9 protein-coding genes are annotated in these 26,905 nt (G+C 48.4%); 2 read left to right on the plus strand and 7 right to left on the minus strand.

Translation table 11 applies throughout. The annotated features are described in order from the left end of the window. Positions 1 to 77 precede the first annotated feature (77 nt). From J4614_RS09430 to soxR, 4 genes are all read right to left on the minus strand, one after another. On the minus strand, positions 78 to 1,724 hold the full coding sequence (locus J4614_RS09430) for a Na+/H+ antiporter (protein ID WP_001542845.1): 1,647 nt from the start codon (positions 1,722 to 1,724) through the stop codon (positions 78 to 80). A 149-nt stretch (positions 1,725 to 1,873) separates the two neighbouring features. Continuing rightward, the gene (ghxP, locus tag J4614_RS09435) at positions 1,874 to 3,223 is read right to left on the minus strand and encodes a guanine/hypoxanthine transporter GhxP (protein WP_000106907.1); all 1,350 of its coding nucleotides are present in this window, start codon (positions 3,221 to 3,223) and stop codon (positions 1,874 to 1,876) included. Between the two features lie 346 nt (positions 3,224 to 3,569). Then, positions 3,570 to 4,238 carry a glutathione S-transferase gene (locus J4614_RS09440; RefSeq protein WP_000958575.1) on the minus strand — a complete coding sequence of 223 codons (669 nt, stop codon included), beginning with the start codon at positions 4,236 to 4,238 and terminating at the stop codon, positions 3,570 to 3,572. A 292-nt stretch (positions 4,239 to 4,530) separates the two neighbouring features. Beyond that, on the minus strand, positions 4,531 to 4,989 hold the full coding sequence (gene soxR / locus J4614_RS09445; protein ID WP_000412686.1) for a redox-sensitive transcriptional activator SoxR: 459 nt from the start codon (positions 4,987 to 4,989) through the stop codon (positions 4,531 to 4,533). A gap of 86 nt (positions 4,990 to 5,075) precedes the next feature. Between soxR and soxS the strand changes: the two genes are divergently transcribed. Next, positions 5,076 to 5,399, plus strand: coding sequence for a superoxide response transcriptional regulator SoxS (soxS, locus tag J4614_RS09450; protein ID WP_000019483.1), 324 nt, complete (start codon positions 5,076 to 5,078; stop codon positions 5,397 to 5,399). On the opposite strand, the gene J4614_RS09455 is transcribed toward soxS, so the two are convergent. Then, the gene (locus J4614_RS09455; RefSeq protein WP_208293147.1) at positions 5,387 to 6,988 is read right to left on the minus strand and encodes an EAL domain-containing protein; all 1,602 of its coding nucleotides are present in this window, start codon (positions 6,986 to 6,988) and stop codon (positions 5,387 to 5,389) included. The two genes, soxS and J4614_RS09455, sit on opposite strands and share 13 nt — an antisense overlap. A gap of 561 nt (positions 6,989 to 7,549) precedes the next feature. Between J4614_RS09455 and J4614_RS09460 the strand changes: the two genes are divergently transcribed. Further along, the gene (locus tag J4614_RS09460; protein ID WP_000719058.1) at positions 7,550 to 7,831 is read left to right on the plus strand and encodes a YjcB family protein; all 282 of its coding nucleotides are present in this window, start codon (positions 7,550 to 7,552) and stop codon (positions 7,829 to 7,831) included. 277 nt (positions 7,832 to 8,108) lie between these two features. On the opposite strand, the gene siiF is transcribed toward J4614_RS09460, so the two are convergent. Together siiF and siiE are read right to left on the minus strand one after the other, a co-directional pair. Beyond that, positions 8,109 to 10,175, minus strand: a complete 2,067-nt coding sequence (gene siiF, locus J4614_RS09465; protein WP_000358575.1) for an SPI-4 type I secretion system protein SiiF — start codon at positions 10,173 to 10,175, stop codon at positions 8,109 to 8,111. Positions 10,176 to 10,214: 39 nt separating this feature from the next. Next, on the minus strand, positions 10,215 to 26,900 hold the full coding sequence (siiE, locus tag J4614_RS09470) for a non-fimbrial adhesin SiiE (RefSeq protein WP_023233006.1): 16,686 nt from the start codon (positions 26,898 to 26,900) through the stop codon (positions 10,215 to 10,217). Positions 26,901 to 26,905: the final 5 nt, after the last annotated feature.

The raw sequence follows: 26,905 nt of genomic DNA on the forward strand, positions 1-26,905 counted from the left end.
TTGCCGGATGGCGGCGCAAGCACCTTATCCGGCCTACTTGTAGGCCCGGTAAGCATGGCACCACCGGGCCACAAGGACTACTGATTTTCTATCAGTAGCGCTTCCATCAAATCCAGGTCGTGCAGCAGCTTTTGCAATGTTTCATTGCTGATTTCTCGTGTGGCGCGCAGATGATACAACTCGGCGCGTTCAGAACGCAGCGCGGCAAGACGGAAACGTCGCTCCAGATTTTCTTCCTGTATGGAGCTTTCGACATCGTTTCGCCCATCGGCACGGCGACGCAAGTTACCAATGACACGCGAGCTTACTTCAGTAAGTAACTGATTATCGATGTTTTCTTCGGTATCCGCCGCCAAACGCTCTTCCATTTTCTGAATGGCGACAATTGCCACCTCCGCCGTCGCCGCACGGGCGATACGCTCCTCTTTCAACTGTTGCGCATGATCGGCGACTTCCAGATGTTGCAACAGCAGCGGCAGCATGATCACGCCGACAAATAACGAGAACAGAATGACGCCAGCCGCCAGGAATACCAGTTCATAACGCGCCGGAAATCCGCTGCCATCCGGCAAAAGTAACGGTATAGAGAGCACACCAGCCAGGGTGATCGCCCCACGAACGCCAGCGAAGGAAGCAATCAGAATTTCACGCGACGTCCAGCTGGCGAACTCCATCGGTTTCTTCTTCAAAAAACGTAGGCTGAACTTTTTCATGGCCCACAGCCAGCCGAAGCGAACCAGCATCAATGCCGCATAAATCAGCACGATATCGGTAAAGAGCATCCAGGTTTCGACATTCGGGTCAGCTTCCGCCGCCGCCAGCGAAGATTCCAGAATACCCGGCAATTGCAGTCCCAACAGCAGAAAGACCATACCGTTAAAGACAAATTCCAGCATCGCCCAGGTACTGTTCGCGCGCAAACGCATTGCCAGCGGCGCGCGGCGCATTACGCCAGAACGGGTGATGGTCATCCCGGCGGCAACCGCGGCCAGGATGCCTGAGACGCCAATATGCTCGGCAATCAGGTAAGACGCGAAGGGCAGCAGAAACAGCAGGACAATTTGCGTCGCGGGTTCATCGCCGCCCCAGCGGCTCAAAAAACGCAGCGAGCGGCCATACAGCCAACTGACCACAAAACCCGCCAGAATACCGCCGATAGCGACCTTAAAAAATTCCAGCGTCGCGCCGCCGACGGTAAAGACCATCGTCCCCATCGCCACCGCGACGGCGAATTTCAGCGATACCAGACCGGAGGCGTCGTTCATTAACGCCTCTCCCTGCAGAATGCCCATGATTTTTTTCGGGATACGCCCCTCGCCCACAATTCCGGAGAGCGCTACCGCATCGGTCGGCGACAGCACGGCGGCCAGCGCAAAGGCGGGGATCAGCGGAATGCCGGGCACCAGCCAATAAATCAGGAAGCCGATTCCCACGACCGTTACCAGGACCAGCGCCAGCGCCAGCCCGAAAATCTCTCGTCCATGCTCAAGAAATTCACGGGTCGGCGTCTTCCAGCCATCCGCAAACAGCAGCGGCGGAATAAACAGCACCAGGAAGAGTTCCGGATCGAATTCCACATGCAAACCAAACGTCGGCCACGCCAACAGCGCGCCAATGGCGATCTGCATAAGGGGTAAAGGAAGCTGGAAGGGTAATACACGCGTAAATACCCCCGACAGCGAGACCACAAGGGTCATGATGAGTATTGTGAAGAAAATTTCCATGCGTTCCCTGTTTGCGATGTTTTTTATGATGGAGAAAGGCATCATGCCTCGGTTTCACCTTCTTCAGATTAACGCAAAAGGTAACGTGATGTGTCCTGAAAATGAAAACGGGCGACCAACGCCGCCCGTTTTTCAGAATGAAGGCAGAACTAGATAGCCCAGCCGCCGGCATAAAAAGCGACCAGCGCGACCGCAATGACGACAGTTCCGATATTCAGCTTACGCCATTCGCCGGAAACCAGACGCCCGACGACCAGCGTGGCAAAGCCGATCATAATCCCGGTGACAATGTTACAGGTCAGTACAATAAATACAGCCGTTACCAGCCCCGCCATCGCATCGACGAAATCAGCAAAATCGATTTTCGCCACGTTACTCAGCATCAGCAGACCGACATACATGAGCGCCGGGGCGGTTGCGTAGACGGGAACGAGATAAGAGAGCGGCGAAAGAAACAGGATCAGCAAAAACAGCACACCCACGGTAATCGCCGTCAGGCCCGTTTTACCACCCGCCGCCGTACCGGCCGCAGACTCGATATACACCGCGGCTGGCGCCGCCCCGACCAGGCCGGAGAAAACGCTACTCAGGGAGTCGGTGGTTAGCGCTTTACCGCCATCGATAATTTGTCCGTCTTTGTCCAGCAGATTAGCCTGCCCTGCGACCGCACGGATCGTGCCGGTCGCATCAAACACCGCCGTCATCACCAGCGCCAGTACGCTTGGCAGAACGACAGGGTTTAACGCGCCCATAATATCCAGGCTGCCGATCAGTGAGTTGCCGTTTTCATCGCTCAACGAAGGCATGGCGAAAATGCCGGAAAAATGGACGTTAGGATCGAAGAGCAAACCCACAATAGAAATGCCAATAATGGTCAACAGAATGCCGCCGGGGACTTTCAGCTTTTCCAGACCGAGAATAACAGCCAGCCCCACGAGCGACATAATCACCGGGAAGGTATCGAAATCGCCCAGCGCGACCGGCAGGCCATCCAGCGGGTTTTTAATGACCAGGCCGACGCCGTTGGCGGCAATCAGCAACAAAAACAGGCCAATACCGATACCGGTTCCGTGGGCCACGCCCTGTGGCAAGTTACGCAAAATCCAGCTACGAATGCCGGTGGCGGAGATAACGGTAAACAGTACGCCCATCAGGAATACGGCGCCAAGCGCGACCGGGACGCTAATATGCTGCCCCAGGACCAGGCTAAACGCGGTAAACGCCGTCAACGAAATAGCGCAACCGATAGCCAGCGGCAGATTCGCCCAAAGCCCCATAACGATAGAGCCGACGCCGGCGACCAGGCAGGTCGCTACAAAGACGGCAGCAGGCGGGAATCCGGCTTTACCCAGCATCCCTGGCACCACGATGACGGAGTAAACCATCGCAAGAAACGTGGTTAAGCCAGCAACGACTTCCTGGCGAACGGTGCTCCCGCGTTGTGAAATTTTAAACCAGGCGTCGAGTGAACCGCCGGTACGCGCTGAAGGCGTAGACATAGAAAACATCCCCTGAGAATTTATTATTCGTCGGTATACGTGGGAGGTAATCCACTAACAGCGCAACGTTATCTCCTTGTGCTACATTTACGACAACCGGGGCGCCGCAAAAAAGCAAACGTTTAGCTCCACGTATACAAAACGGGTGGCAAAAAAAAGCAAACGATTATCCAGCGATCATAAACGCTTTTTCAACTGAACTTTGCCGCTTTTTATGCTTTTCTGCTTAGTATGCTCAATAAATCGCCAGACGATGCGCAAACGTTATCGTCCCTGCGCAATCCAGCAACAATTTTTCGCATCGCTGTTAGCAAATACGTTGCGCAATCTGCTCACAAAAACGCCATTATCCGCCAGGAATGGTAAACGGACCGCCCTGCTGAATCGCTCGTTGCCAGGCTGGACGCATTTCTACCCGCGCTTTCCATGCGTTGATATGGTCGAGATGAGCGATCCCGCCTCGGGCAAGCAGCGCAAATAGCGGGAAGCTCATCTGGATATCCGCCATACTTAACTGCTCTCCGGCAAACCAGGGGTGATTTGCCAGATGCCCGTCAATAAAGCGCGCATGGGTTTCCAGCTGCGGATTAAGGTACGCTTTTTGCGCGCCCTTACCGATAACGCCGCCCAACGTTCGCAGACCCAATGGTACTGGCGGTTTACCCAGAGAGGTAAAGAGCAGTCTCATCAATAGTAAGGGCATGAGCGAACCTTCAGCGTAATGTAGCCAGAATCGATAGTGTTGTTTCCCCTGCGCATCCGCAGGTTTAAAGCGTCCGATACTGTCGTAAGTGTCCTGCAAATATTCCAGGATAGCGCCCGATTCCGCAATAACCATACCGTGATCTTCGATAACCGGAGACTTGCCCAGCGGATGCACTTTTTTCAATGCCGGCGGCGCCAGCATGGTCTTTTCACGCTGGTAACGCACAATCTGGTAAGGCAACGCCAGCTCTTCCAGCGCCCAGAGGATGCGCTGCGAACGAGACTGATTTAAATGGTGCACCGTCAGCATGGCTGTCTCCTGTAAGGTATGCCAACTAACTATAGAAAATTATGGCAGTTGCCGTAAAAATTTCGGCTAAAAAATCAGCATTTCGCTGGCGAACAGGGCGTCATCGCTTACACTTACAGTATCAACACAAACCGGAACCTCCACCACGTGCTCGATATGAGGGGTGTTGACGTCGGGGGAAACCCTCCTGTAATCAGCGGGATAGAGCGAAAGACAAAGACCGGAAACAAACTAAAGCGCCCTTAGCGGCGCTTTAGTTTTAGGTGAACTCAGCCCGATGGCCGAGTGCATATTAATCATCTTCAAGCAGCCGGGCACCCGTCCCGTGTTCGCCAAGCCTGTCGCCTGGATTTCGCAGCGGACAGTCGCTACGCGATAAACAGCCGCAGCCGATACAACCGTCCAGCTCATCGCGCAACGCCACCAGCGTATGAATACGTCGGTCTAACTCTTCGCGCCACTGCGAGGAGAGCTGCTTCCACTCTTTCGCGCTTAACGTATGCCCTTCCGGCAAGATACCAAACGCGTCGCCGATAGTTGCCAGCGGGATGCCGATACGCTGGGCGATCTTGATAATCGCGACATAACGCAACACGTCACGCTTGTATCGCCGTTGGTTACCGCTATTACGGATACTGGTAATTAGCCCTTTGCTTTCATAGAAGTGCAGGGCGGACACAGCAACACCGCTACGTTTCGCAACTTCCCCCGGCGTCAGTAAGGCTTTTAAACGGGGAGATTTTTTTTCCATAAATCGCTTTACCTCAAGTTAACTTGAGGAATTATACTCGCCCGCAGACAAAACGACGAATCGAATACTGTTTAAGAGGCAACAATATGTCGCATCAGCAGATAATTCAGACCCTTATCGAATGGATTGATGAACATATCGACCAACCGCTAAACATTGATGTGGTGGCAAAAAAATCGGGCTACTCCAAGTGGTATTTGCAGCGGATGTTTCGTACGGTAACGCATCAAACATTAGGCGAGTATATTCGCCAGCGCCGTCTCCTGTTGGCGGCCGTTGAGCTACGAACGACCGAGCGCCCGATTTTTGATATCGCGATGGACCTGGGCTATGTATCGCAGCAAACCTTCTCGCGTGTATTCCGCCGCGAGTTCGATCGCACTCCCAGCGATTACCGTCACCGCCTGTAGGGCGTCTGCCCGCGTATCGTCAGAGGCGCGGGCGTTTGTTGTAGCCAGGAGATGAATTCCTGCGGTGGTAACGCCTTCGCAAAGTGCCATCCCTGACAATACTGAACGCCGCGTTTTAGCAACCAGCTAACCTGTTCAGCCGTTTCAACCCCCTCCGCAATGATTTTTAGCCGCAAACTTTGCGCCATTTCAATAATATGTTCCACAATCAAATGGCTGGCGCTATTAGTGGTTAGCGTGTCGACAAAAGATTTATCAATTTTTAAAAGGTCGACATTTAATGAGTACAGGTTATGCAAGTTCGAATAGCCGGTACCAAAGTCATCAATTGCCACCTCGTATCCCGCCTGGCGAAACGCCTGAATAATCGGCGTCATTTTAGGCACATCAATAAATCCGCGCTCGGTCACTTCAACCTTTATCTGTTGCGCAAGCACTGAATGCTGACGCGTTTTTTCATGAATCATCACAATTAGTCGGGAAGAGAGAAAATCGGCGGCAGAGAGATTGATAGAGACATAAAGATGCGGGTGCGCGGCCAGAAAACCACCTAAATCATTAAATACCTCTTCGACGACATAATCGGTGATCTGCTCAATCATCCCCTCTTTTTCCGCCAGCGGAATAAATTCGCACGGGCTCATCACCGGACCGTGATAGCCCGGCCAACGCAATAGCGCTTCGGCACCTACACATGTCCCGTTTCGGATATCAATGATCGGCTGATAATGAAGGCAAAGCTGGTGCCTGGTAATGGCCCGTTGCAGCAATCGACGCGGTGAGTAATATGCCTGCCGGGATCGTGACCACATAAATAAGACGATAATGCTACAGATGATCCCTAACGGTAGCGTTAACGTAAGCTGATGAAAGAGGTTCTGGTAAAAGCGTTGCTTTGAGGTTGACACAATCGCGGCAACCGGTCGTTTTGCTGATTTAACCAGAGTATAAAAACGCTCACCCTGTTGGAACACAGGTTCACTCCGTCGTACCAAAGGTAATAGGTGATCAGCCTGCGCCTGTTCACTCAGAGAGAAAAAGGTGTTGGTCACCGTATCATACATTCCCCAGGCCAACGCCGGATCGTCTGACATCACCTCGCTATAAGATAAGGGATTGATAACCGCGACATAGTTTCCCCGCTGCATATATGTCATTTTATAACCGTTGAAAAAAGGCGTATCACGATAGTAATAAATAGCGATGTCAGGCTTTCGTTTATAGTCAGCGCGGGGAATAAAATAAGGACTTGTTGGCGTCATAACCGTAGAGCATAGAAAACGCTGGCCCTTAGCATAAATCAACTCATTAATGTACAAACGACCGCGGATAATATTCAGCATTCGCTGTTGATGGACTGGAGTACAGGCTTGCCCCTGATATTGTTCAGCGGCATCGCGGGCTAAATCTGCTTGCAGGATAACCCGCTCCGTTTTATCTAATACCAACTGCGCAAATGAATGTAACTGATTTCTGGTTTCAGAGACTGCCCGGATATGAGCAAACCAGATTGCCAGCAATACAGGAAGTAACACCACAATGATCGTTCCGAGAAATCTCAACACCTTGCGTCGTGTGCTTTGACTCATTTTCAGCCTATTTCCCTGCATTATTTGTGACTATTATTGGCAAAATAAGACGTGAACCAAACGGAGGTTTACGGTGCATGAATTTATCAATATTAGCAACAGACTTTTACCGATCAACATTTACCATTAATAACTACGCGCAATCTCTCTCGCATACCAGGCAGGACACTAAATATTTTTGATAATATCAGATTTATACCTAAGTAAACGATGGGGTATACATCTTTACTCCTTTCTTTTGATAAATAACTTGATATTTTTATCAGGTCTGTATTTCACGAAAAAAATAAAAGAGTAGTAATAATACATCTTTGCTTTCCGGCAGTTTCTCTACGGACGCGTAGAAGTCACACAAAAAATACGGTTATAAAACGCACAAAAAATACATTGCCGATCTGGCGAACAAGCTTGTTTTTGTGATATAGTTCACAAAAATAATGAAATAGAAACAATGTTTCATTCGATGTTGATGTGATGTCCGTTGATAGCCAGAATGTCCCACGTTTCCCGGGAACAACGCCGCGCTGTCCTGGACAAAGGTCTATTCAGAGGAAATGTTTCATGGCTGCCATAACCACTGGTGTCGTTCTTCTCCGCTGGCAACTGTTGAGCGCCGTGCTCATGTTTTTAGCCAGCACGCTCAATATCCGTTTCCGTAAATCAGATTATATTGGTCTGGCGGTGATCAGTAGCGGTCTGGGCGTGGTATCCGCCTGCTGGTTTGCCACCGGTTTACTCGGTATTACCATGATGGATCTCGCTGCGATCTGGCATAACATTGAAGCCGTAATGGTCGAAACGATGAGCCAGACCCCACCAGAATGGCCGATGGTGCTGACCTGATACGCCATCGCTGCCGCTGAAGTCGCCCACCGGTTATCTCAACGCGGAACCGCGCACCAGGGGTAGCCTTGCGAACCATCACGTCCCTCGCATTGCCGTTGATGAGGGCCGCCAGGTGTGGTTATCCAAAAATGGCAAGTGGAATAGCCCTAACAGAATCGAGCTAAACTTATTGAAGACGTTGCCGACTCGTTAAATGACAAAAAAGACCCGTTTGTGCAACGGGTCTTTTTTATTAAGCAGTACCACCTGATAACAGCGACAAGCGCTGCTTATTTTACGTTAATAATTTATCCGGAGAACAATCACGGATTATTTTTCCACCTTTCATTACCAGGACCCGGTCAAAATACTTTATCAGGTATCGACGATGCGTCACCATGATCAACGTTTTCCCATGAATAAACTCATCTAAGTTATCAAAAATTTGCTTCTCGGTATTTTCATCCAGATTTGATGTTGGTTCATCCCATAAAAAGACGCTGGCGTTACTGCTCAGACTACGTGCTAATAATAACTGCTGTTGCTGTCCGGATGACAGGTTTTTAGCCATAAAATTCACCGGAAACTTCAGCCCCATAGGATGTTGCAAGATAAAACCACAGTTCGCCAGATGGAGCGCCTTGAGTACCCGGCCCCTGTCGTTTTGCGGTTTTAACGCGAAATTACTTTCAATGGTTCCGGTGAATAAAACATCATGTGTCGTCACCACGCTTAAATGCTGAGAAAAAAAGTTCTGCGATAAATGTCCTAAGTTATATCCATCATATAAGATGGCGCCGTCTGTTGGCGAAAGGTAGCCAGATAGCATTCCCAGTAATGAGCTTTTTCCTGCACCGCATTCGCCTATCACTGCGACACGCTGCCCCGCAGGTATGTCTATAGACAGTCGGTTAATAATCATCGGAGATTGAGCGTCATACTGATAACTCACACCCCGAATAGAGATATCGCCATTGCACTTTGATATGGACTGTAATGCCGGTGTTTTTTCTGCCTGATCTTCATCAAAAAAAGAAAGCAGATCCTTACCGGTTTTTTCTGCTGATAAAATAGAGATTAATGTAGAAGAAAAATTCGAAATGATCCCGGAAATACGACCAGAGACAATGACAGATGAAACAATTGCGCCAGTAGTAACATCACCCTTGATTACCATAAAAAAGGCTATTACCATAATAGTTATTTGGGTAATAGATGACATACTCCCCAATATAGATTGATAGATAAGATTTAATTTCCTTATCTTCAGGTTAAGATACGACTGTTCATTTGATGTGTTGACCCAATCAAAAAGTAAACCTTGATTATTTAAGGTATGGATCATTTTAATAGATAAGAAAACCTCTGAGATGAAGATATTCCTGTTCTTCTGTCCTTCTTTTTGTTTGTTCATTAACTCATTAGTATAATGGTGGTTAACGAGGGAAATAATAATAGAGACGATAAACATGGTAACAGGGACAATAACGACCAGACCTAAATTTACATATATAACAATGAGAAATATAATAAATATTGGAATATCGGCTATACGTTGAAAGATCGAGTTTAATAAAACGGGTTTAATTTTCTGAAACTCATTCCATAGCACAAATGCTGATGACATGGATCTGCCATTTTTCTTTTTACTATACAGGACCGCTTCAAGAAATGCGATATCAATATCGACGTCATCCTGCCTTGCTGTGATAGACTGATAAATATCTTTCGAAGTACGAAGGATAAACTCAAAAACAATAAATACAGCAACAATTATAGCCACGCCAAATAAAGATGAAACCGAAGCGCTTGGAACAAGCTTATCATAGAACAGATTACTAAATACTGGAATAGTTAACGCAAAAATTGCCATAAAAAGAGATGAAAAGAAGTATTTAGTATAAAAAATCTTGTTCATCGATAAAGAGTTTTTTATGATATTTTTTACTCTTATACTATCAACAACTTTATTTAAAGGTAGTATACTAAATGCAGATAACTCTTTTAAATATTCATCTTCAATTTCAACATAACAGAGTTCACCGCGCGCGTTTACCAACTTTATTTTTTGCCCGCCACTCACACACACCATCCACTTCATTTCTGGTGTTAATAGTAAAATCGGCATAGGCTCATTTAGTAAATCCTCACCATTATTAAATAATATATCCTGTAGAGAAAGCCCTAACGACAAAAAGAAATTCTTCATTTGTATAGAGTCGTCAGTGTTATTTCTGTCGTACTTTTTAAATCTTAAATTTATATCATCCTCTTTGATGTCAATTTTTATGTTGAATTTTTTAGACACTATAGATAATGCCGTTTCCGCACTTAAATAATAAGGTTCTAGTTTTTTATCCATAAGTAAACCCCCTCACCCAAAGGTGAGGGGTCTCCGTTATTATGCGTGTTCTTCTTGGTTATCTACAGGTAACGTAACTTCATTAACGGCGAAAACTTCAATAGCGCCGTTATTGTTGTGCCCTACAGAACTCGTTGAAGGGGAATCATTAATATCATCCTCGGTCTTTCCTCTTGCATTCATTGCGTTCACAATATCCGCCGAGGAGTGATCGACTGAGAATGTTTTCTCCTTAATCAGGAAATCATCGTCCTTATCAAGGAATTTCACGTCCATAGTATATTCACCATCTTCCAAAGATAGCGGAACTTCGAATATTGCTTTCTGGTTAGTTATCGGCAGAGTAAACTCTTCTCCTTCAAACATAACACTGACATTAACAATATTCTCAGGTACTGATATTTCAAAAGAAGGTGTCTGACTAATTGAACGATCTATTTCATCCCCAGAGTCAGCGTTTAACAATGTAATACTATAGGCTGTCTCCTTCACCACGCTTTCTTCCGCCGCAGACGGCACTGTACGAAGATGCGTAGCGCTTTCGGCATTCACTGTTTCAGACTCCGGTGGAGTAACCGCTGTTGGCGTGGCGTCATCGCTCGCATCGTCATGCTGGCTATCCGCTGTTACCGTCACCGTTGAGTCAACCGTCACCTCCAGCGAAGCAGATTGCAGTGAGTTCCCCGCGCGATCCACCACCGTCACGCTCAGCGTGTAGGTACCATCATTCCAGGCGGCTGGCGGCGTGAAGGTCCAGCCATCCGCGCCTTGCGTCGCCTGATAGATGTCTGTCACGCCATTATGCGTCACGTTTACGGTCACCCCGGTCACGTCAGCATCAATATGCTGCAGCGTGAACTTAGGCTGGGTGTGATTGTGATTCGTCACGTTATCGCTGTCTGAAGCGCCATTGCCTTCACCTGCTGCCAGCGCAATCTCCGGCACGGTCAGCGTACTGTCGATCGTAACGGTAATGGGTAACGAGTTTTTCTGATTACCCGCGGCATCGCTTGCGATTACCGATATCGTATAGGAACCATCAGCTAACGGTGTACCTGGCGTAAAGAACCAAACGCCATCGGCATTTTTTTCAGCATTATATACGGTCCCATTGATATCGACCTGAACGACCACAACATCGCTTTCCAGATTCCCGATAATAAAGGTAGGCTGATTATCTCGCGTAATATTATCGCCCACCGTACCACTGTCTGAGTCTGGAGATAATGAAATAACAGGAGTCTCTTTCATGATATCGAGAGGGACATCATCACTCCGGTTACCAATCGCATCCACACTCGTAATGGTAAACTTCCCTTCCGATGGATACGGGATCGCCATACTCCATTTACCATTATCAGGAACGGTTAACGTATAAGTATTCCCATTACTATCGGTTATTATTAGCTGAGATTTGGCTTCCGCCGTTCCCTGCATAATAATTAGATCGTTGACAATATCTGAATAAGTTACGACCGGAGCGTTTGGCGGCGTTCGATCAATAAATATTTCATGTACTTCTTCCTTACGGTTGCCTGCGTTATCCTCAATACTCAAAGTGATATCGTATTTCCCTTCCGGAAGTTGATCGGTCGATAACTCCCACTGCCCATTAGCCGCAACGACAGCGGTTGCCAGCGTGACCCCTGCCACGATTAATGATACCGTAGCGCCAATTTCCCCCATACCTCTCATGGTAATAGTGGAGCTATTACTCCACCAGTCCGTTTTCGATGATGATTTATTGTCATCAAGCTCGCTGGTAAATACCTGAATATGCGTATCGACCCAAATGGAATACTTTTCCTGATTTACGTTACCAGCACGGTCCGTAGATTTAACAGTGATATCCAGCTGGCCTTCTGTGAAATAAAGCGGGTTCACCGGCATCTGCCAGTGGCCTTTGTCATTAACCCAAACTTCCCCCACATTTAAGCCATTAATGATGATTTCTATTTTGCTATTGGGCTCGGCACTGCCACTAAACAATAAGTTACGTGTCGTGTCCGTTATATATATTTTGCCATCACTACCGGTCATCTCTGCTAACGTTTGTCCACCGATAGAATCAATGGCGACAGGCGTCGTATTAAAGGTATCGATAGTAAAGTTTAGCGTTTTCGAGGTAGCCGTGTTGCCTGCTTTATCGGTGATAACATAATAAATGCTATGGGAACCATCGCCCAACGGTGACTCAGGTCGATAAACTTGATTTCTGTCCGTCACCGTGATCGTATCGACTAACACCCCATCAATGAAAATCTGAACACTCTGGTTCATTTCTCCATAAATACTAAACGCAGGCCGGGTTTGACTCGTTATACTATCATTACTGAAAATACCGTTATCAGAACCTGCCATCATAACAGGATTATCGATAAACGTACTGGTATCTATCGTGACGAGTAAGCGAGGCGATTCTGCCGTATTACCTGCCGGGTCTTCGGCAACCACTCGGATAGAATATTCACCATCTTTTAACGCATTATCAAACTGATAGGACCAGGTTCCATCTTCAAGCACAAGAACATTTGCCACGATCTTTTCATCCACATAAATATGGATTGTGGCTCCCGCTTCTGCGGTGCCAACTAACACAGGCTTGTTGTGACTAGTAATCAGATCGTCAAGTGAACCAGAGTTGCTCGCATCTTCAAGGTTGAGCGTTGGGAAGTCGGTTGATGAATCGACATCCACGCTATAATCCTTGCTCACTTCAGTGTTGCCAGCAACGTCAGTAATGCTGAAATGAATATTAAACGTACCATCATCTTGCAGCAGTATCGGCGCGCGCCATGTGCCATCAGCCTCAACCATAACAACGTTGACTAATTTACCATCGACAAAGATGCTGACCTGAGAACCTGCCTCCCCGACACCTGAGACTGACAACGCCCGGTTATTAGAGAGGGCCGGTAATGAATCTTCATCAATGTCAAAGACAGCAATTTGAGAATCGATTGTCACGGTTGTAATCGCAGACTCAACCCGGTTACCAGCAGTATCCGTAGCAACAAATTGCACCTGATACTCGCCGTCGGCGCTATTTGCCGGCATGGTATAGCTAATATTACCTGACGAACTCGCCTCTACTGTGCCTTGTAACACACCATTAATATAAACCTGTACCGTCGCGCCGGGATCGGTCATGGCAACCAGTACCGGAGACTTATTATTGGTAATCAGATCATATTTATCACCGCTATTAGTATCCCGACTTAATGAAATATCGCTGATTTCAATCTGCGTATCATGTTCTATCAGGATATCTTTTTGTTGGCTGTTGCCCGCTTTATCTTCCGATACCACGACAAAGGCATTACTACCTTCACGCAGATCTAATTCTGCGCTCCATCGACCATCATTGCCTACCACCAGGGTAGCAATAACCACCCCCTGTGGATTCCTGATGGTTAAAGTACTTCCGGCTTCGGCAGTACCATCGATGGTGACATGAGATTTATTGGTGATCCAGTCGCCAACTTTGCCACTGTCATCAGCTTCGCGTAATACCACGGTTAACGGCGAAATTACCGTATCCAGTATCACATTCTGCGGACCAAACTCTCTGATATTGCCGGCAACATCTTCAACTTTAAACGTTAATACATAATTACCGTCATTACCCAAAGCAGGTAATACTACGCCCCAGTGTCCTGCGCCTGTCGTATAAGCAATCGCTTTTTCAACGCCATTCACAAAGATAGTGATTTTGCTGTTTGGCTCACTGGTGCCGCCAATCTCCGGCGTCACCGTATTGATATATCCGCCCTCATGCATTCCAGATATATTCCATACCAGTTCAGCAACCTCGGTATCGATAGTGACATCAACGGCGGTGGAACGCAGTTCGCTATTATCGCGAGGGTTGACGATACCCACCTGGACGACATAATGGCCATCTTTCATTTCCGATAACTGGAAAGTATATCGACCCGCTGTATCCGCTGTCGCCTCGCCGACCTTCACGCCATCCACATAAATACTCACAATCGCATTAGGTAACGTGTTCCCAACCAGGGTCGGCGTTTTATTATTCGTGGTAAAGTCTCCTAAGGCACCACTATCGCTCTCCTCGCTGAGCTTTATGGTTGGAGGCGTGACATCAATAACAGGTATTACGACAGGAAAGTCGACCTGCGACGATTCATTACCCGCTTTATCTTTGGCAACAATGCTCACAACATAGGAGCCTGGCGCTAATACTGATGGCGGCGTCCAACTCCATTCGCCATTCGCATTGGCGTTTGCCGAGCCGACCACTTTCCCATCCCACTGAATCATAATCGTCGAGAACGCTTCGGCTAGCCCTTTGAACTCAGGACGCAGGCTGGTTGCTTCATACTGATCATCAATAGATGGATCCGAAAGGCGAATGGTAGGATCGATCGTAACCGTATCGATAGTGAATCTTTCCTGCGTTTGCGCAGTATTTCCCGCGACATCTGTTGCGACGACGTTGATGGTATACATGCCATCCGGCAGTATATTCGGCGTCACACTCCAGTTGCCATCGGCGCCAACCGTAATCGTGTGTTTTAGAACCTCCCGACCTGACTTATCATCAACAATGGTAATCACCAGTTTCGCATTAGGCTCCGCAGTACCTTCGAATTTGGGATTTTGCTTATTCGTAAGGTTATCGCTATTGGAGCTGCCGGTATCAGACGCTGGCTCCATTCTGACACTGACGCTTGTCGTGGTATCAATGGTAAAGGGCAGCTTAGTTTCAGAAGTATTTCCGGCAATATCTCTGAAGACAACAACGGCTTCATATACGCCATCGTTTAACGCAACGGGAACCTGAAATTCCCAGAGGTTATTGCCATTTGCCGTAACCGGATAAGAAACGCCGTTAATTCTGATTACAACAGTATCAATATCGGCGGGTACATTGCCAATAACGAAACGTGGTTTAGTGACACTCGTAATATTATCAACAGCGCTTTCGCCAGTATCATCCGCATCCAGCAAATCAATACTGGGATCAGAAACAATAGTGTCTATTGTGAATGATACCTCTTTGCTAATTTTATTACCTGCGATATCTTCAGCCACTATTTCTATTTTGTAAGTTCCATCCACTAACGGTGTATCAGGGGTAAACAGCCATTTATTACCTGCCCCCTGAGTCAGTGTGCTGGATTTCCCGTTTAAAATTACCGTCACGCTCTGCAGCGGTTCTCTGGCTGAAATTTCAAAACGTGGAGAGGTAATATTCGTAATACCATCCGTAGAATCCTTTCCGGCGTCGTCCAGCATCACGACGCTCAGGCCGTCAATCTGCGTATCCACGGTGAAGCCCAGCGTGGAATTTGCCGTATTTCCTGCCCGATCCGTCGCCTGGACATGGAGAGTATAATGACCATCAGGCAATGCGCTACCTGCAGTAAATTCCCACTGCCCGGCCGCATTTTTACTGATAGGCGTCCAGTTTACGCCATCGAAAGAAACCAGCACCGATGTCACATCATCAGGCGTTGCAATTTCAAAAGAGGGACGGGTAGCATTGGTGACATTATCGTGATCGTTGACGCCGCTATCTGTTGTTAACGTAACACTGTCAATCTGAACCTGCGTGTCGATTTCAATCTGCAGTTCGGCCGATGTTTTGGTATTACCAGCAATATCCGTTACGGTAACAGAGATCGTATGCTGACCGTCAGACAGCGGTTGATCCGGCGTAAAGGTTAAATTCCCCCCTGTGTTTTCAATGGTGTAATCCCGACCATCAATATGAACCACAATGTGTGATACATCATTATCGACATTACCGATAATAAACACCGGTTTGTTAATCCTGGTAAGATTATCATTAGTATCATCACCAGTATCATGGGTGGGATCGAGTACAATTGTCGGCTCTCGCAGAGTCGTATCAATCGTAAACTGCAGCGTTTCTTGCGCAACGTTGCCAGCGATATCAGTCACATCAACCAAGAGAGTGTGTTTCCCATCAGGTAATGCCGAACCGACATTAAATATCCAGCGGCCATCCCCTCCTTTTGTGAGTTCAATCCAATTAGCGGCGTTATCGATTTTAACGCGCACATGGGTAATATCATCAGCGGTAACAATACTAAACTGCGGCTTGTCGACTTTGGTAATGTTATCTACATCGCTATCACCGCTATCTGTAACCAACGTGACGCTTTCAATTTCAGCCGTCGTATCTATCACAACAGGTAATGGTTTCGATGTCGCGGTATTTCCGGCCTTATCTTCAACCGTAACGGTAATATTATAAGAACCATCCGGAATGGCATTGCCTGGTGTAAATTGCCAACCAGCCCCAACCTTAGTCGCGTTATAATCATGACCATCAATCGTCACCACGACTTTAATAACATCGGGGTCAACATTACCAATCGTAAAGGTGGGTCGTGAAATATTAGTGATATTATCGGCTGTATTCGCTCCGGTATCTTGTCCTGCGTCTAAAGCAATAGTCGGAACCTGTATATTAGTATCGATATTAAATACTAAATCTTTATTCGCAATATTACCTGCCTCATCCGTGGCCTCTACGCGAAGGGTATATGTGCCGTCAACCAGAGTATTCGGGCTGTCAAAAATCCACTGTCCGTCGGCATTTTTGCGTATCACATTCCAGTTAGCGCCACCATCCAGGGTTACGCGTACCTGGATGACATCACCGGGAACGTCAATTCTGAATGACGGTTTGGCAACATTCGTTAATTGATCATTCTGCACGCCAGTATCATTAAGCAATACGATATTGTTAATGGTTGTCGTGGTATCAATACGCACCTCTAACGGCGCAGATTCTTTTACATTCCCCGCCAGATCTTCCACCACAACGGCTAACTGATATGAGCCATCAGCCCAGCTCGCAGAAGGCGTAAAGCGCCATTGACCATTGGTGAATACCGCCGCTTCCTCGTGCGTTTTACCGTTGTAAGTTACTTTGACCATCACGCGCGTAACGTCAGAATCAACCTGGCGTATGTCGAACACCGGCCGATCGTGATTGGTGAGGCGATCGCCAACAGTACCGCTATCTTCGCCAGCTGCCAGTTCAATCACCGGCGTAGTCAACGTACCGTCTATCGTCACCTTTAAAGGCGCGGATGTTTGCTGGTTGCCTGCCACATCTGTTACCGTCACGGTGAATGTGTAGCTACCGTCCGCCAAAGCAGAATCCGGTCGATAACGCCAGCCGTCGGCTGATTCGGTGAGTACCACCGTTTTAAACGTGCCGTTATGCTCAATACTCAATTCCACGTGTCGAACATCTTTATCGATACTCCCCAACACAAATATCGGCTGAGTGACACTGGTCAGATTATCGTTCTTATTCTGTCCGGTATCCTGATCGGGCGCTAGCTCAATGGTTGGCGTCAACAACGTGATGTCGATAGTGAAATCGAGCGTCCCCGTCATCTTATTACCCGCACCGTCAGTCACTTCCACGATCAGGGTATGCTGTCCCTCTGGCATATCCGTCGGCCAGGTGTAATCCCAAATGCCAGCCGTCGAACTCTTGATTGCAGTAACCCAGGTCGTGCCGCCGTCAATACTCAGAAGAACCTTTTCCACATCATCCGGTACCGAGATCTGGAACTGCGGACGCACATGTTTTGTGATATTATCGCCAGGGACGCCGCTATCGTTGACTAATTCAATATGATCAATGGCTATTTGCGTATCCACTGTCACCGTCAGCGGCGTAGACGGACGCGTATTTCCCGCCCGATCCTCCACTGTCACCGTCAGCGTATAATCACCGTCGCCCCACGGTGCTGGCGGTGTAAAGCTCCATCCTCCAGCCCCCTGTGTCGCAGTAAACGAGGTTGTCGTTCCATTATGCGTGACGCTGACTGTAACGTTGATAACATCCGAATCGATATTCTGCAGAATAAAGGTCGGTCGGGTGCGATTGGTCATATCATCGCCAGGCGTACCGGTATCATCCGTACTATCCAGCGCAATGGTCGGCGTCGACAACCGGGTGTCGATGAAAAATTCAAGCGTTTGCGTCGCCGTATTGCCCGCTCTGTCGGTGACCATGACGGTTAGGGTGTGTTTTCCATCGCCCATGTCCGTTGGCCAGGTATAGCCCCAGACGCCTTCGATACCCTGCGCCGCGCTCACCCAGTTTGCGCCGCCATCAATGCTCAGTTGCACAGAATTCACATCCGCCGGCACCGTGATCTCAAACTGCGGACGGGTGCTGTTAGTTAGATTGTCATCCGGCACGCCATGATCATTGACCAATGTAATATCAGTAATGCTGGTTTGCGTATCTACCGTCACTATCAGCGGCGTGGACTGACGAACGTTTCCTGCGTTATCCGTTACCTCTACCGTCAGTGTATAGCTACCGTCCGCCCAGTCAGCATCTGGCGTAAAGCGCCACTGTCCTCCAACCTGGGTTAGTGTCACTTCCTGGCTATTGCCGCCCTGTGTGATCCGCAAAATGACCGATTGCGCATCGGAGTCAATATTGCCAATGGTAAAGCCCGGTCTTTTGACGCTCGTAATATGATCGCCAATGGCACCTGTATCGTCCCTGCTATCCATAGTGATGGTAGGCGTTGACAGCCGGGTATCAATGGTAAAATCGAGCGTCTGCGTCGTCTTATTTCCCGCCTTATCGGTCGCTTCTACCGTCAGGGTATGTAGCCCGTCGGTCACATCTTTCGGCCAGGTGTAATCCCAGATCCCTGCCGTGCCCTGTGTTGCACGAACCCACGTATTACCGCCGTCGATACTCAGACGTACCTCGTTGACATCCCCTGGCACCGTGACGCGGAAGTGTGGACGAACGTCATTGGTCAGGTTGTCGCCGGGAATACCGTTATCATTAACCAGTTCAATAACATCGATGGTGATTTGGGTATCAACCGTGACCGTCAGCGGCGCCGAGTATTTTACGTTACCCGCTTCATCCTCCACCCTCACCGTCAGCGTATAGTCGCCATCTGCCCATGTGCCGGTCGGTGTCACGCTCCAGATGCCGGTCGCGCCTTTGGTGGCCGTCAGCACTTCTTTCGTGCTGCCATGCTGCACCTCAACCGTGACATACCGCGCGTCTGCGTCAATATTACCCAGTAAAAACGTCGGCTTATTCGCGTTGGTCAGGTTATCGCCTTTTGTTCCGCTGTCGTCCGTGTTGTCCAGCACGATAGTCGGTTCTGACAGTAGGGTATCGATGATGAAGTCCAGTTTCTGCGTCGTCTGGTTTCCCGCCTTGTCGGTCGCCTCCACTGTCAGGGTATGCTTCCCCTCTCCCACATCAGCCAGCCAGGTATAATCCCAGACGCCCGGCGTCGCGCTCTGGGTAGCGTTGAACCATGTCTTGCCGCCGTCAATGCTCAGGCGCACCTCGTTAACATCCGTCGGTACCTTCACCTGGAACTGCGGACGCACGTTATTAGTCAGATTATCGTCGGGAATACCGCTGTCATTGACCAGTTCAATGTTATTAATGGCGATTTGCGTGTCCACCGTCACCGTCAGCGATGCCGAATGGCTGGTGTTCCCCGCTTTATCTTCGACTGACACACTCAGGGTATAATCGCCCGCCCCCCATGATGTCGGCGGCGTAAAGGTCCATCCGCCTACGCCTTTCGTGGCGTCAAATGTGGTGGTGACGCCGCCATGCTCCACGCTGACCGTAACGCGAACGGCATCATCATCAATATGTTGCAGGTTAAATGTCGGCTGGGTGCGATTAGTCATGTTATCGCCCTGGATGCCGGTGTCGTCCGCGCTATCCAGTACGATGACCGGCGTCGACAGCGTGGTATCAATAGTGAAGTGGAGTGTCTCCGTCACCGTATTACCCGCATTGTCAGTCGCTTTCACATTCAGCGTATAGTCGCCATCCGGCACGGTGCCCGGCCAGGTATAATTCCAGACGCCCGGCGTCGCGCTCTGTGTCGCCTTAACCCAGGTCACGCCACCGTCAATGCTCAGACTGACTTCGTTAACGTCCCCCGGTACCGTCACGCGGAACTGCGGATGGGCGTCGTTAGTCATATTGTCGCCGGGAATACCGTTATCATTAACCAGTTCAATAGCATCAATGGTGATTTGGGTATCAACAGTGACCGTCAGCGACGCTGAGTGTTTTTCGTTCCCCGCCTCATCTTCCACCCTCACCGTCAGCGTATAGTCGCCATCTGCCCATGTGCCGGTCGGTGTTACGCTCCAGTTGCCGGTCGCGTCTTTGGTGGCCGTCAGCACTTCTTTCGTGCCGCCATGCTGCACCTCAACCGTGACATACCGCGCGTCTGCGTCAATATTGCCCAGTAAAAACGTCGGCTTATTTACGTTGGTCAGGTTATCGCCTTTTGTTCCGCTGTCGTCCGTGTTGTCCAGCACGATAGTCGGTTCTGACAGCATGGTATCGATGATGAAGTCCAGTTGCTGCGTCGTTTTGTTTCCCGCCTTGTCGGTCGCCTCCACTGTCAGGGTATGCTTACCCTCTCCCACATCAGCCAGCCAGGTATAATCCCAGACGCCCGGCGTCGCGCTCTGGGTAGCGTTGAACCACGTCTTGCCGCCGTCAATGCTCAGGCGCACCACGTTGACATCCGTCGGTACCGTCACCTGGAAGTGCGGGCGCGCTTCATTGGTCAGATTATCGTCGGGAATACCGCTGTCATTGACCAGTTCAATATGGTCAATGGCGATTTGCGTATCGATGGTGACCGTCAACGGCGCTGAGTGGCGAATATTACCCGCCTCATCTTTCACCGTTACCGTCAGCGTATAGTCGCCATCAGTCCACGCGCTGCCGGGTACAAAACGCCACTGCCCGTTAGTCTGCGTCAGCTCCACCTCCTCGCTGTGACCATCGCGCATCACCTGCACGACGACCTGAGTCACGTCAGAATCAATACCGCCGATAATAAAACCCGGTGTTTTAACGTTAGTCTTATTATCGTTGGCGGTGCCGCTATCATCTGCGCTATCCAGCGTGATGGTCGGTGTCGACAATGTGGTATCAATGATAAAATTGAGCGTTTCCGTCGCCGTGTTGCCTGCAACATCGGTTGCTTTCACTGTCAGGGTATACGTATTTTCGACCAGATCTGTCGGCCATATATACTCCCAAACGCCGTCGGGCGTCAGCGTTGCGTTAACCCAGTTGATGCCGCCATCAAGACTCAGTTGCACAGAGTTCACGTCCGTCGGTACCGTAATATGAAACTGTGGACGTGCTTCATTGGTCAGGTTATCCCCGACAATACCCGTGTCATTAAGAAGTTCAATGCGATCAATAGACGTTTGCGTATCGATAGTCACCGTCAGCGGCGCAGAATAATTTGTATTACCCGCCTTATCTTCTACCTTTACCGTCAGCGTATAGTCGCCATCGGTCCAGGCTGCGCCCGGCGTAAAGCGCCACACACCGCCGTTCTTAATCAACTCTATCTGTTGGTTCTTACCATCATGCGCCACCGTCACCACCACTTTGGTCACGTCGGCGTCGATATTACCGAGGGTAAAGCCTGGCATCTTAACGTTGGTGATGTTATCGCCAGCGGCGCTGTCATCCGCACTGTCCAGGGTAATCGTCGGTTCTGACAGCATGGTATCGATGATGAAGTCCAGTTTCTGCGTCGTTTTGTTTCCCGCCTTGTCGGACGCTTCCACCATCAGGGTGTGAGGGCCGTTAGCCACATTCGTCAGCCAGGTATAATCCCAAACGCCCGGCGTCGCGCTCTGCGTAGCGTCAAACCACGTTTTGCCGCCATCAATGCTCAGTCTTACACCGTTAACATCCGCCGGTACTGTCACCTGAAAGTGCGGGCGTGCTTCATTGGTCAGATTATCGCCGGGGATACCGCTGTCGTTAACCAGTTCAATACGGTCAATGGCGATGTGCGTGTCCACTGTCACCGTCAACGGCGCGGACTGCTTCACATTTCCGGCCCTATCTTCTACCTTCACCGTCAGGATATAGTCGCCGTCCGCCCAGTCGCTGGTCGGCGCAAAGCGCCACTGTCCGCCGGTCTGAACCAGTGGCACCTCCTGTTTAATGCCATTGTGCATTACCTCCACTATCACCCGGCTGACATCGGTATCAATATTGTTGAGGGTAAAGCCCGGCGTTTTAACATTGGTGATATTATCGCCCGCGATGCCGCTGTCATCTGCGCTGTCCAGCGCGAGGGTCGGCACAGACAGAGTGGTATCGATGGTGAAATCGAGCGTCTGTGTTGTCTTATTTCCCGCCTCATCGGTCGCTTCTACCGTCAGGGTATAGCCTCCGTCGGCCACATCATCCGGCCAGATATAATCCCAAACGCCCGGCGTCGCGTTCTGGGTAGCGTTGAACCACGTCTTGCCGCCGTCAATGCTCAGGCGCACCACGTTGACATCCGTCGGTACCGTCACCTGGAAGTGCGGACGCACGTTATTAGTCAGATTATCGTTGGGAATACCGCTGTCATTGACCAGTTCAATGTTATTAATGGCGATTTGCGTGTCCACCGTCACCGTCAGCGATGCCGAATGGCTGGTGTTTCCCGCTTTATCTTCGACTGACACACTCAGGGTATAATCACCATCCGCCCACGCCCCTGTCGGCGTAAAGCTCCATCCGCCTACGCCTTTCGTGGCGTCAAATGTGGTGGTGACGCCGCCATGCTCCACGCTGACCGTAACGCGAACGGCATCATCATCAATATGCTGCAGGGCGAATGTCGGCTGGGTGCTATTCGTCATGTTATCGCCCTGGACACCGGTATCGTCCGCGCTATTCAGTACGATGACCGGCACTGACAGCGTGGTATCCACCGCGAAATCGATGGTCTTCGTCACTGTATTGCCTGCTTTATCAGTAGCTTCCACCGTTAGCGTGTATTGACCATCTGCCAGGTCTGTCGGCCAGATATACTCCCAGCTTCCTGCCACGCCCGGAGTTGCCTGAACCCACGAATTACCACCGTCAATGCTCAGACGGACTTCATTGACATCCGTCGGTACCGTCACACGAAAGTGGGGACGGTCGTCATTGGTCATATTATCGCCTTTCACGCCGCTATCGTTGACCAGTTCCACCCCATCAATGGCGATTTGGGTATCGATAACGACCGTCAGCGGCGCTGAGTAGTTGGTATTTCCTGCCTTATCTTCTACTTTCACCGTTAACGTGTAGCTGCCATCCGCCCACGTATTCCCTGGTGTAAATAACCAGCTACCATTGAGGTGGGAAAGTTCGATCTCTTCGCTCACGCCATTGTGCATCACCTGTACGACGACCCGATGCGCATCGGCATCAACACCGGAAATAGCAAAACCTGGCTTATTGATGTTGGTCAGGTTATCGCCTGTAACCCCCGTATCATCCTTAGAAAGCAGGGAAATCACCGGCGTTGATACTGTGGTATCGATAGTAAAATCGAATACCGCGCTGTTTGCTTTATTACCCGCAATGTCCTCAACCTTGACATAAACCTGATGCAAGCCTTCCGTTAAATCTGAAGTAAAGGTATAGGCCCATGAACCATCAGGTTGTTGCGTGGCAACACCGATCTGCGTATCAGACGCGGCATCCCATACCTGAACACTGATAATGTCCGGATCAATATCTTTTAGGTGCAAGGTAGGTTTAACGATATTCGTTAAATTATCATCTGAAATTCCCGAATCTGAATCCGGGCTCAATGAAACTATCGGTATTGAAATAGCAGTATCGACGCTAATTAAGAAAGGATCCGAATGGGCAATGTTGCCAGCGATATCTTCAACTGAAGCGGTTATTCTATGATCGCCATCAACCAAACCTTGATCGGCTTTTAGAGTATACTCCCATCTGCCATCTTTATTTGTTCTGACCTCAGCGATCAGCGCACCATCAATATAGAGTTTAACCGTTGAATAGGGTGCAGCGGTTCCTGTCAGTGCAGGATTCTTTTCATTAATAATATGGTCTGTATTATCAACCCCCGTATCGTTGACCAACTCTATTGTTGGTTTTTGTGTTTGCGTTACGATTTGGAAATTATACGCTGATGAGGAGGCAGTATTACCGGCAATATCTTCTACCTTTACCGTTACGTCATGCGAGCCATCGGATAACGCTGTGGTAAATTGAAAATTCCATACACCATCATCGCCAGCAATAGCCTCGCCACTTAACACACCGTCAACATAGATGGAAACCTTAGCATTAGCTTCAGCCATCCCGGTAAACAACGGCGTATTAATTTTAGTAATCATATCGCCTTTAACGCCAGAATCAGCGCTATCATGCAACATAACAGTAGGGATCGGCGTAAAGCTATCAATGGTAAGCTGATAATCTACAGATGACGTTCTTCCTAAAGGATCGATGGATTCAACCGTAATCTTATAAACATTGTCAGACAGATTTCGGGAAATATCAAAATTCCAGTTACCGTCTGCATCCGCAGTCGTCACGCCTATCGTTTTACCATCAATAAGGATATTTACGGTAGCAAACCTATCCGCTGTTCCCAGTAACGTCAGAGCATTATGTTTATTGGTAATCCAGTCGCCTTTTGCACCGGAATCATCACTGGCATCGAGTTCCGCTTTTGGAGGTACAACTTCAGTTTGAATAGTAAAAGAATATTTAACAGTAGAGGATTTATTACCGGCGGCATCCTGAGAAATGATTTCAATATCATAGGCACCCTGAAGAAATTTATTACTAAACTGATAATTCCAGGTCCCGTTTGAGTCAACCTCAATGCTGTCATATAATTTACCATCTCGCATCAATAAGATGGTAGACTTTGGCTCTGCCGTACCGACTAAAGCCGGTAAATCATTCCCTGATAAAATTATACCATTCGGTAAAACAACAAAATCCTCCAAAGAAACTGTCGGAGGTACAGGGGCAACAGTATCGATAACGTAACTAAAGGAAAAATCCTTTTTGTTGCCAGCGACATCTTCAACAGTGAACGTAAGATTGTTAACCCCTTCCACTGAGTCGGAAGTGAAATTGAACGTCCATTCGCCCTTGTCATTCGCTTTAAAAATAACCTCTTCGCCAGTCTCACTATTTATGACACTGATAATAGCATTTGGCTCAGTTTTACCTGTAAAGGTTGGGCGAGTATTGTTAGTAACGTTATCTCCAACAATACCGCTATCATCAGTAGTTTCAATCTCAGCGCTGAAATAGCTGATACGTGTATCAATAGTAAAAGGCAGATTTGCCGTCGCTGAGGTATGCCCGGCAATATCAGTAGCTGTTGCTGTTATATTGTATTCGCCATCCTTGAGCGGCGTAGTAAGCGTATAGCTCCATGTCCCATCTTTAGCAACAATGACCTCACCAAGATGTTTAAGTCCAAGATAAATAGAGACTGTAGAACCGGGTTCCGCCACACCAATAAATGTTGGCAGGGTGCTATTTGTAATGCTGTCATTTTTAATGCCGGAATCACTACTATCATCCAGCTCAATCGTCGGCTTTTCCGGAGCAATGGTGTCGGTTATGATACTATCCGTCGTTTCGTTTTTATTACCTGCTTTATCTACGGCAACGACTTTTATACTATTTTCGCCCTCAGATAATTCATTATCTTTAAATTCATAACTCCAGTTTCCATCTTTATCGACATCAACGCTGGCAACCAGTTTATTATCTACATAAATGTCAACCTTGGCATTCTCTTCCGCCGTACCAACAATTGAAGGCGTCAAGGTCGGCGTTAAGCCCTTATGACCAGACACACTACTTTCAGGCGAAAGTTCAAATGTTGGCTTATCGGTAACGGAATCGATAGTAATGACAAGTTTGGCGCTACCGCTCCCATCAGCAGTCTTGGCCTCTGCCTCCAGATTGTATGTTCCATCAGTCAATGTTTCAGGCGCAGTGAAGGTGAAGTTACCCAAACTATCCGCTACAGCCTGACCGACAGCAATACCATTAATTTTAATAATGACCGTGGCATTGGGAGCAGTGCTACCTACAAACTGAGGTTTGGTAAAATTAGTTATACTATCATCTTTGCTACCGCTGTTACTCTCGGCCGCAAGCGCTAATGTGACTTTAAGCGGCTCTTTAACAGACTCGGCATCGAGCTTATTTTCCTCATTTTTACTGCTATTACTTTTGCCAGTGCTGGTATTTTTATTAATAGGTTGAGGAAGAACTTTTTCAGCATCGTTCTGTTTAGAAGCCTGCGTTGCTTTAGCTTGGGTATTTTGCTGGGAAGCATCGCTTTGCTGAGCCAGATTGTCTTTTGCTACATTGTCAGCCAAAAAGTTCTGCAGCATTTCTTCAATTTGCTTTGACGAGTTCTGTACTTCAAACGCTTCATTGAGCGCTTTTTCTGCAGCCTCCTTAGCTTTCTCAGCTTCTTCCTTCGCCTTATCAGCTTCTTTCTTTGCGTTTTCAGCCTCGTCAAGCTGCTTTTTTAATTCCTCTTCTTCCTTCTTATTTCGTCGTTTGCCATTACCTTTCTTTTCTACCTGAGCAGAATCAACCAATGAGCTGTCAATTCTCTCTAGTTGAATATCTTTTAAATCTACGCTGCCCAGAATTTTAGCGCCGGTAATAGTCTTATCTTTAAATTTAACAGCGAGGTTATTGCCTTTGATACTTGAATAAAGAGCGCCATTGACAATGATCACTGACCCATGCGGCGTAGTAATGTTCATGTCTGGCCCGGAAAGAGAAACTTTTGCGCCTTTGGCATTACCCAAAGAAGATAAATCAATTACAGAATTTTGATCGGCAAAAAACTTTTGTATGCTTTTATTTCCCATAATAT

It is taken from the genome of Salmonella sp. 32031103-2018-00083-FB-01-SM-01, assembly GCF_017571995.1.
Taxonomy (GTDB): Bacteria; Pseudomonadota; Gammaproteobacteria; order Enterobacterales; family Enterobacteriaceae; genus Salmonella; species Salmonella enterica.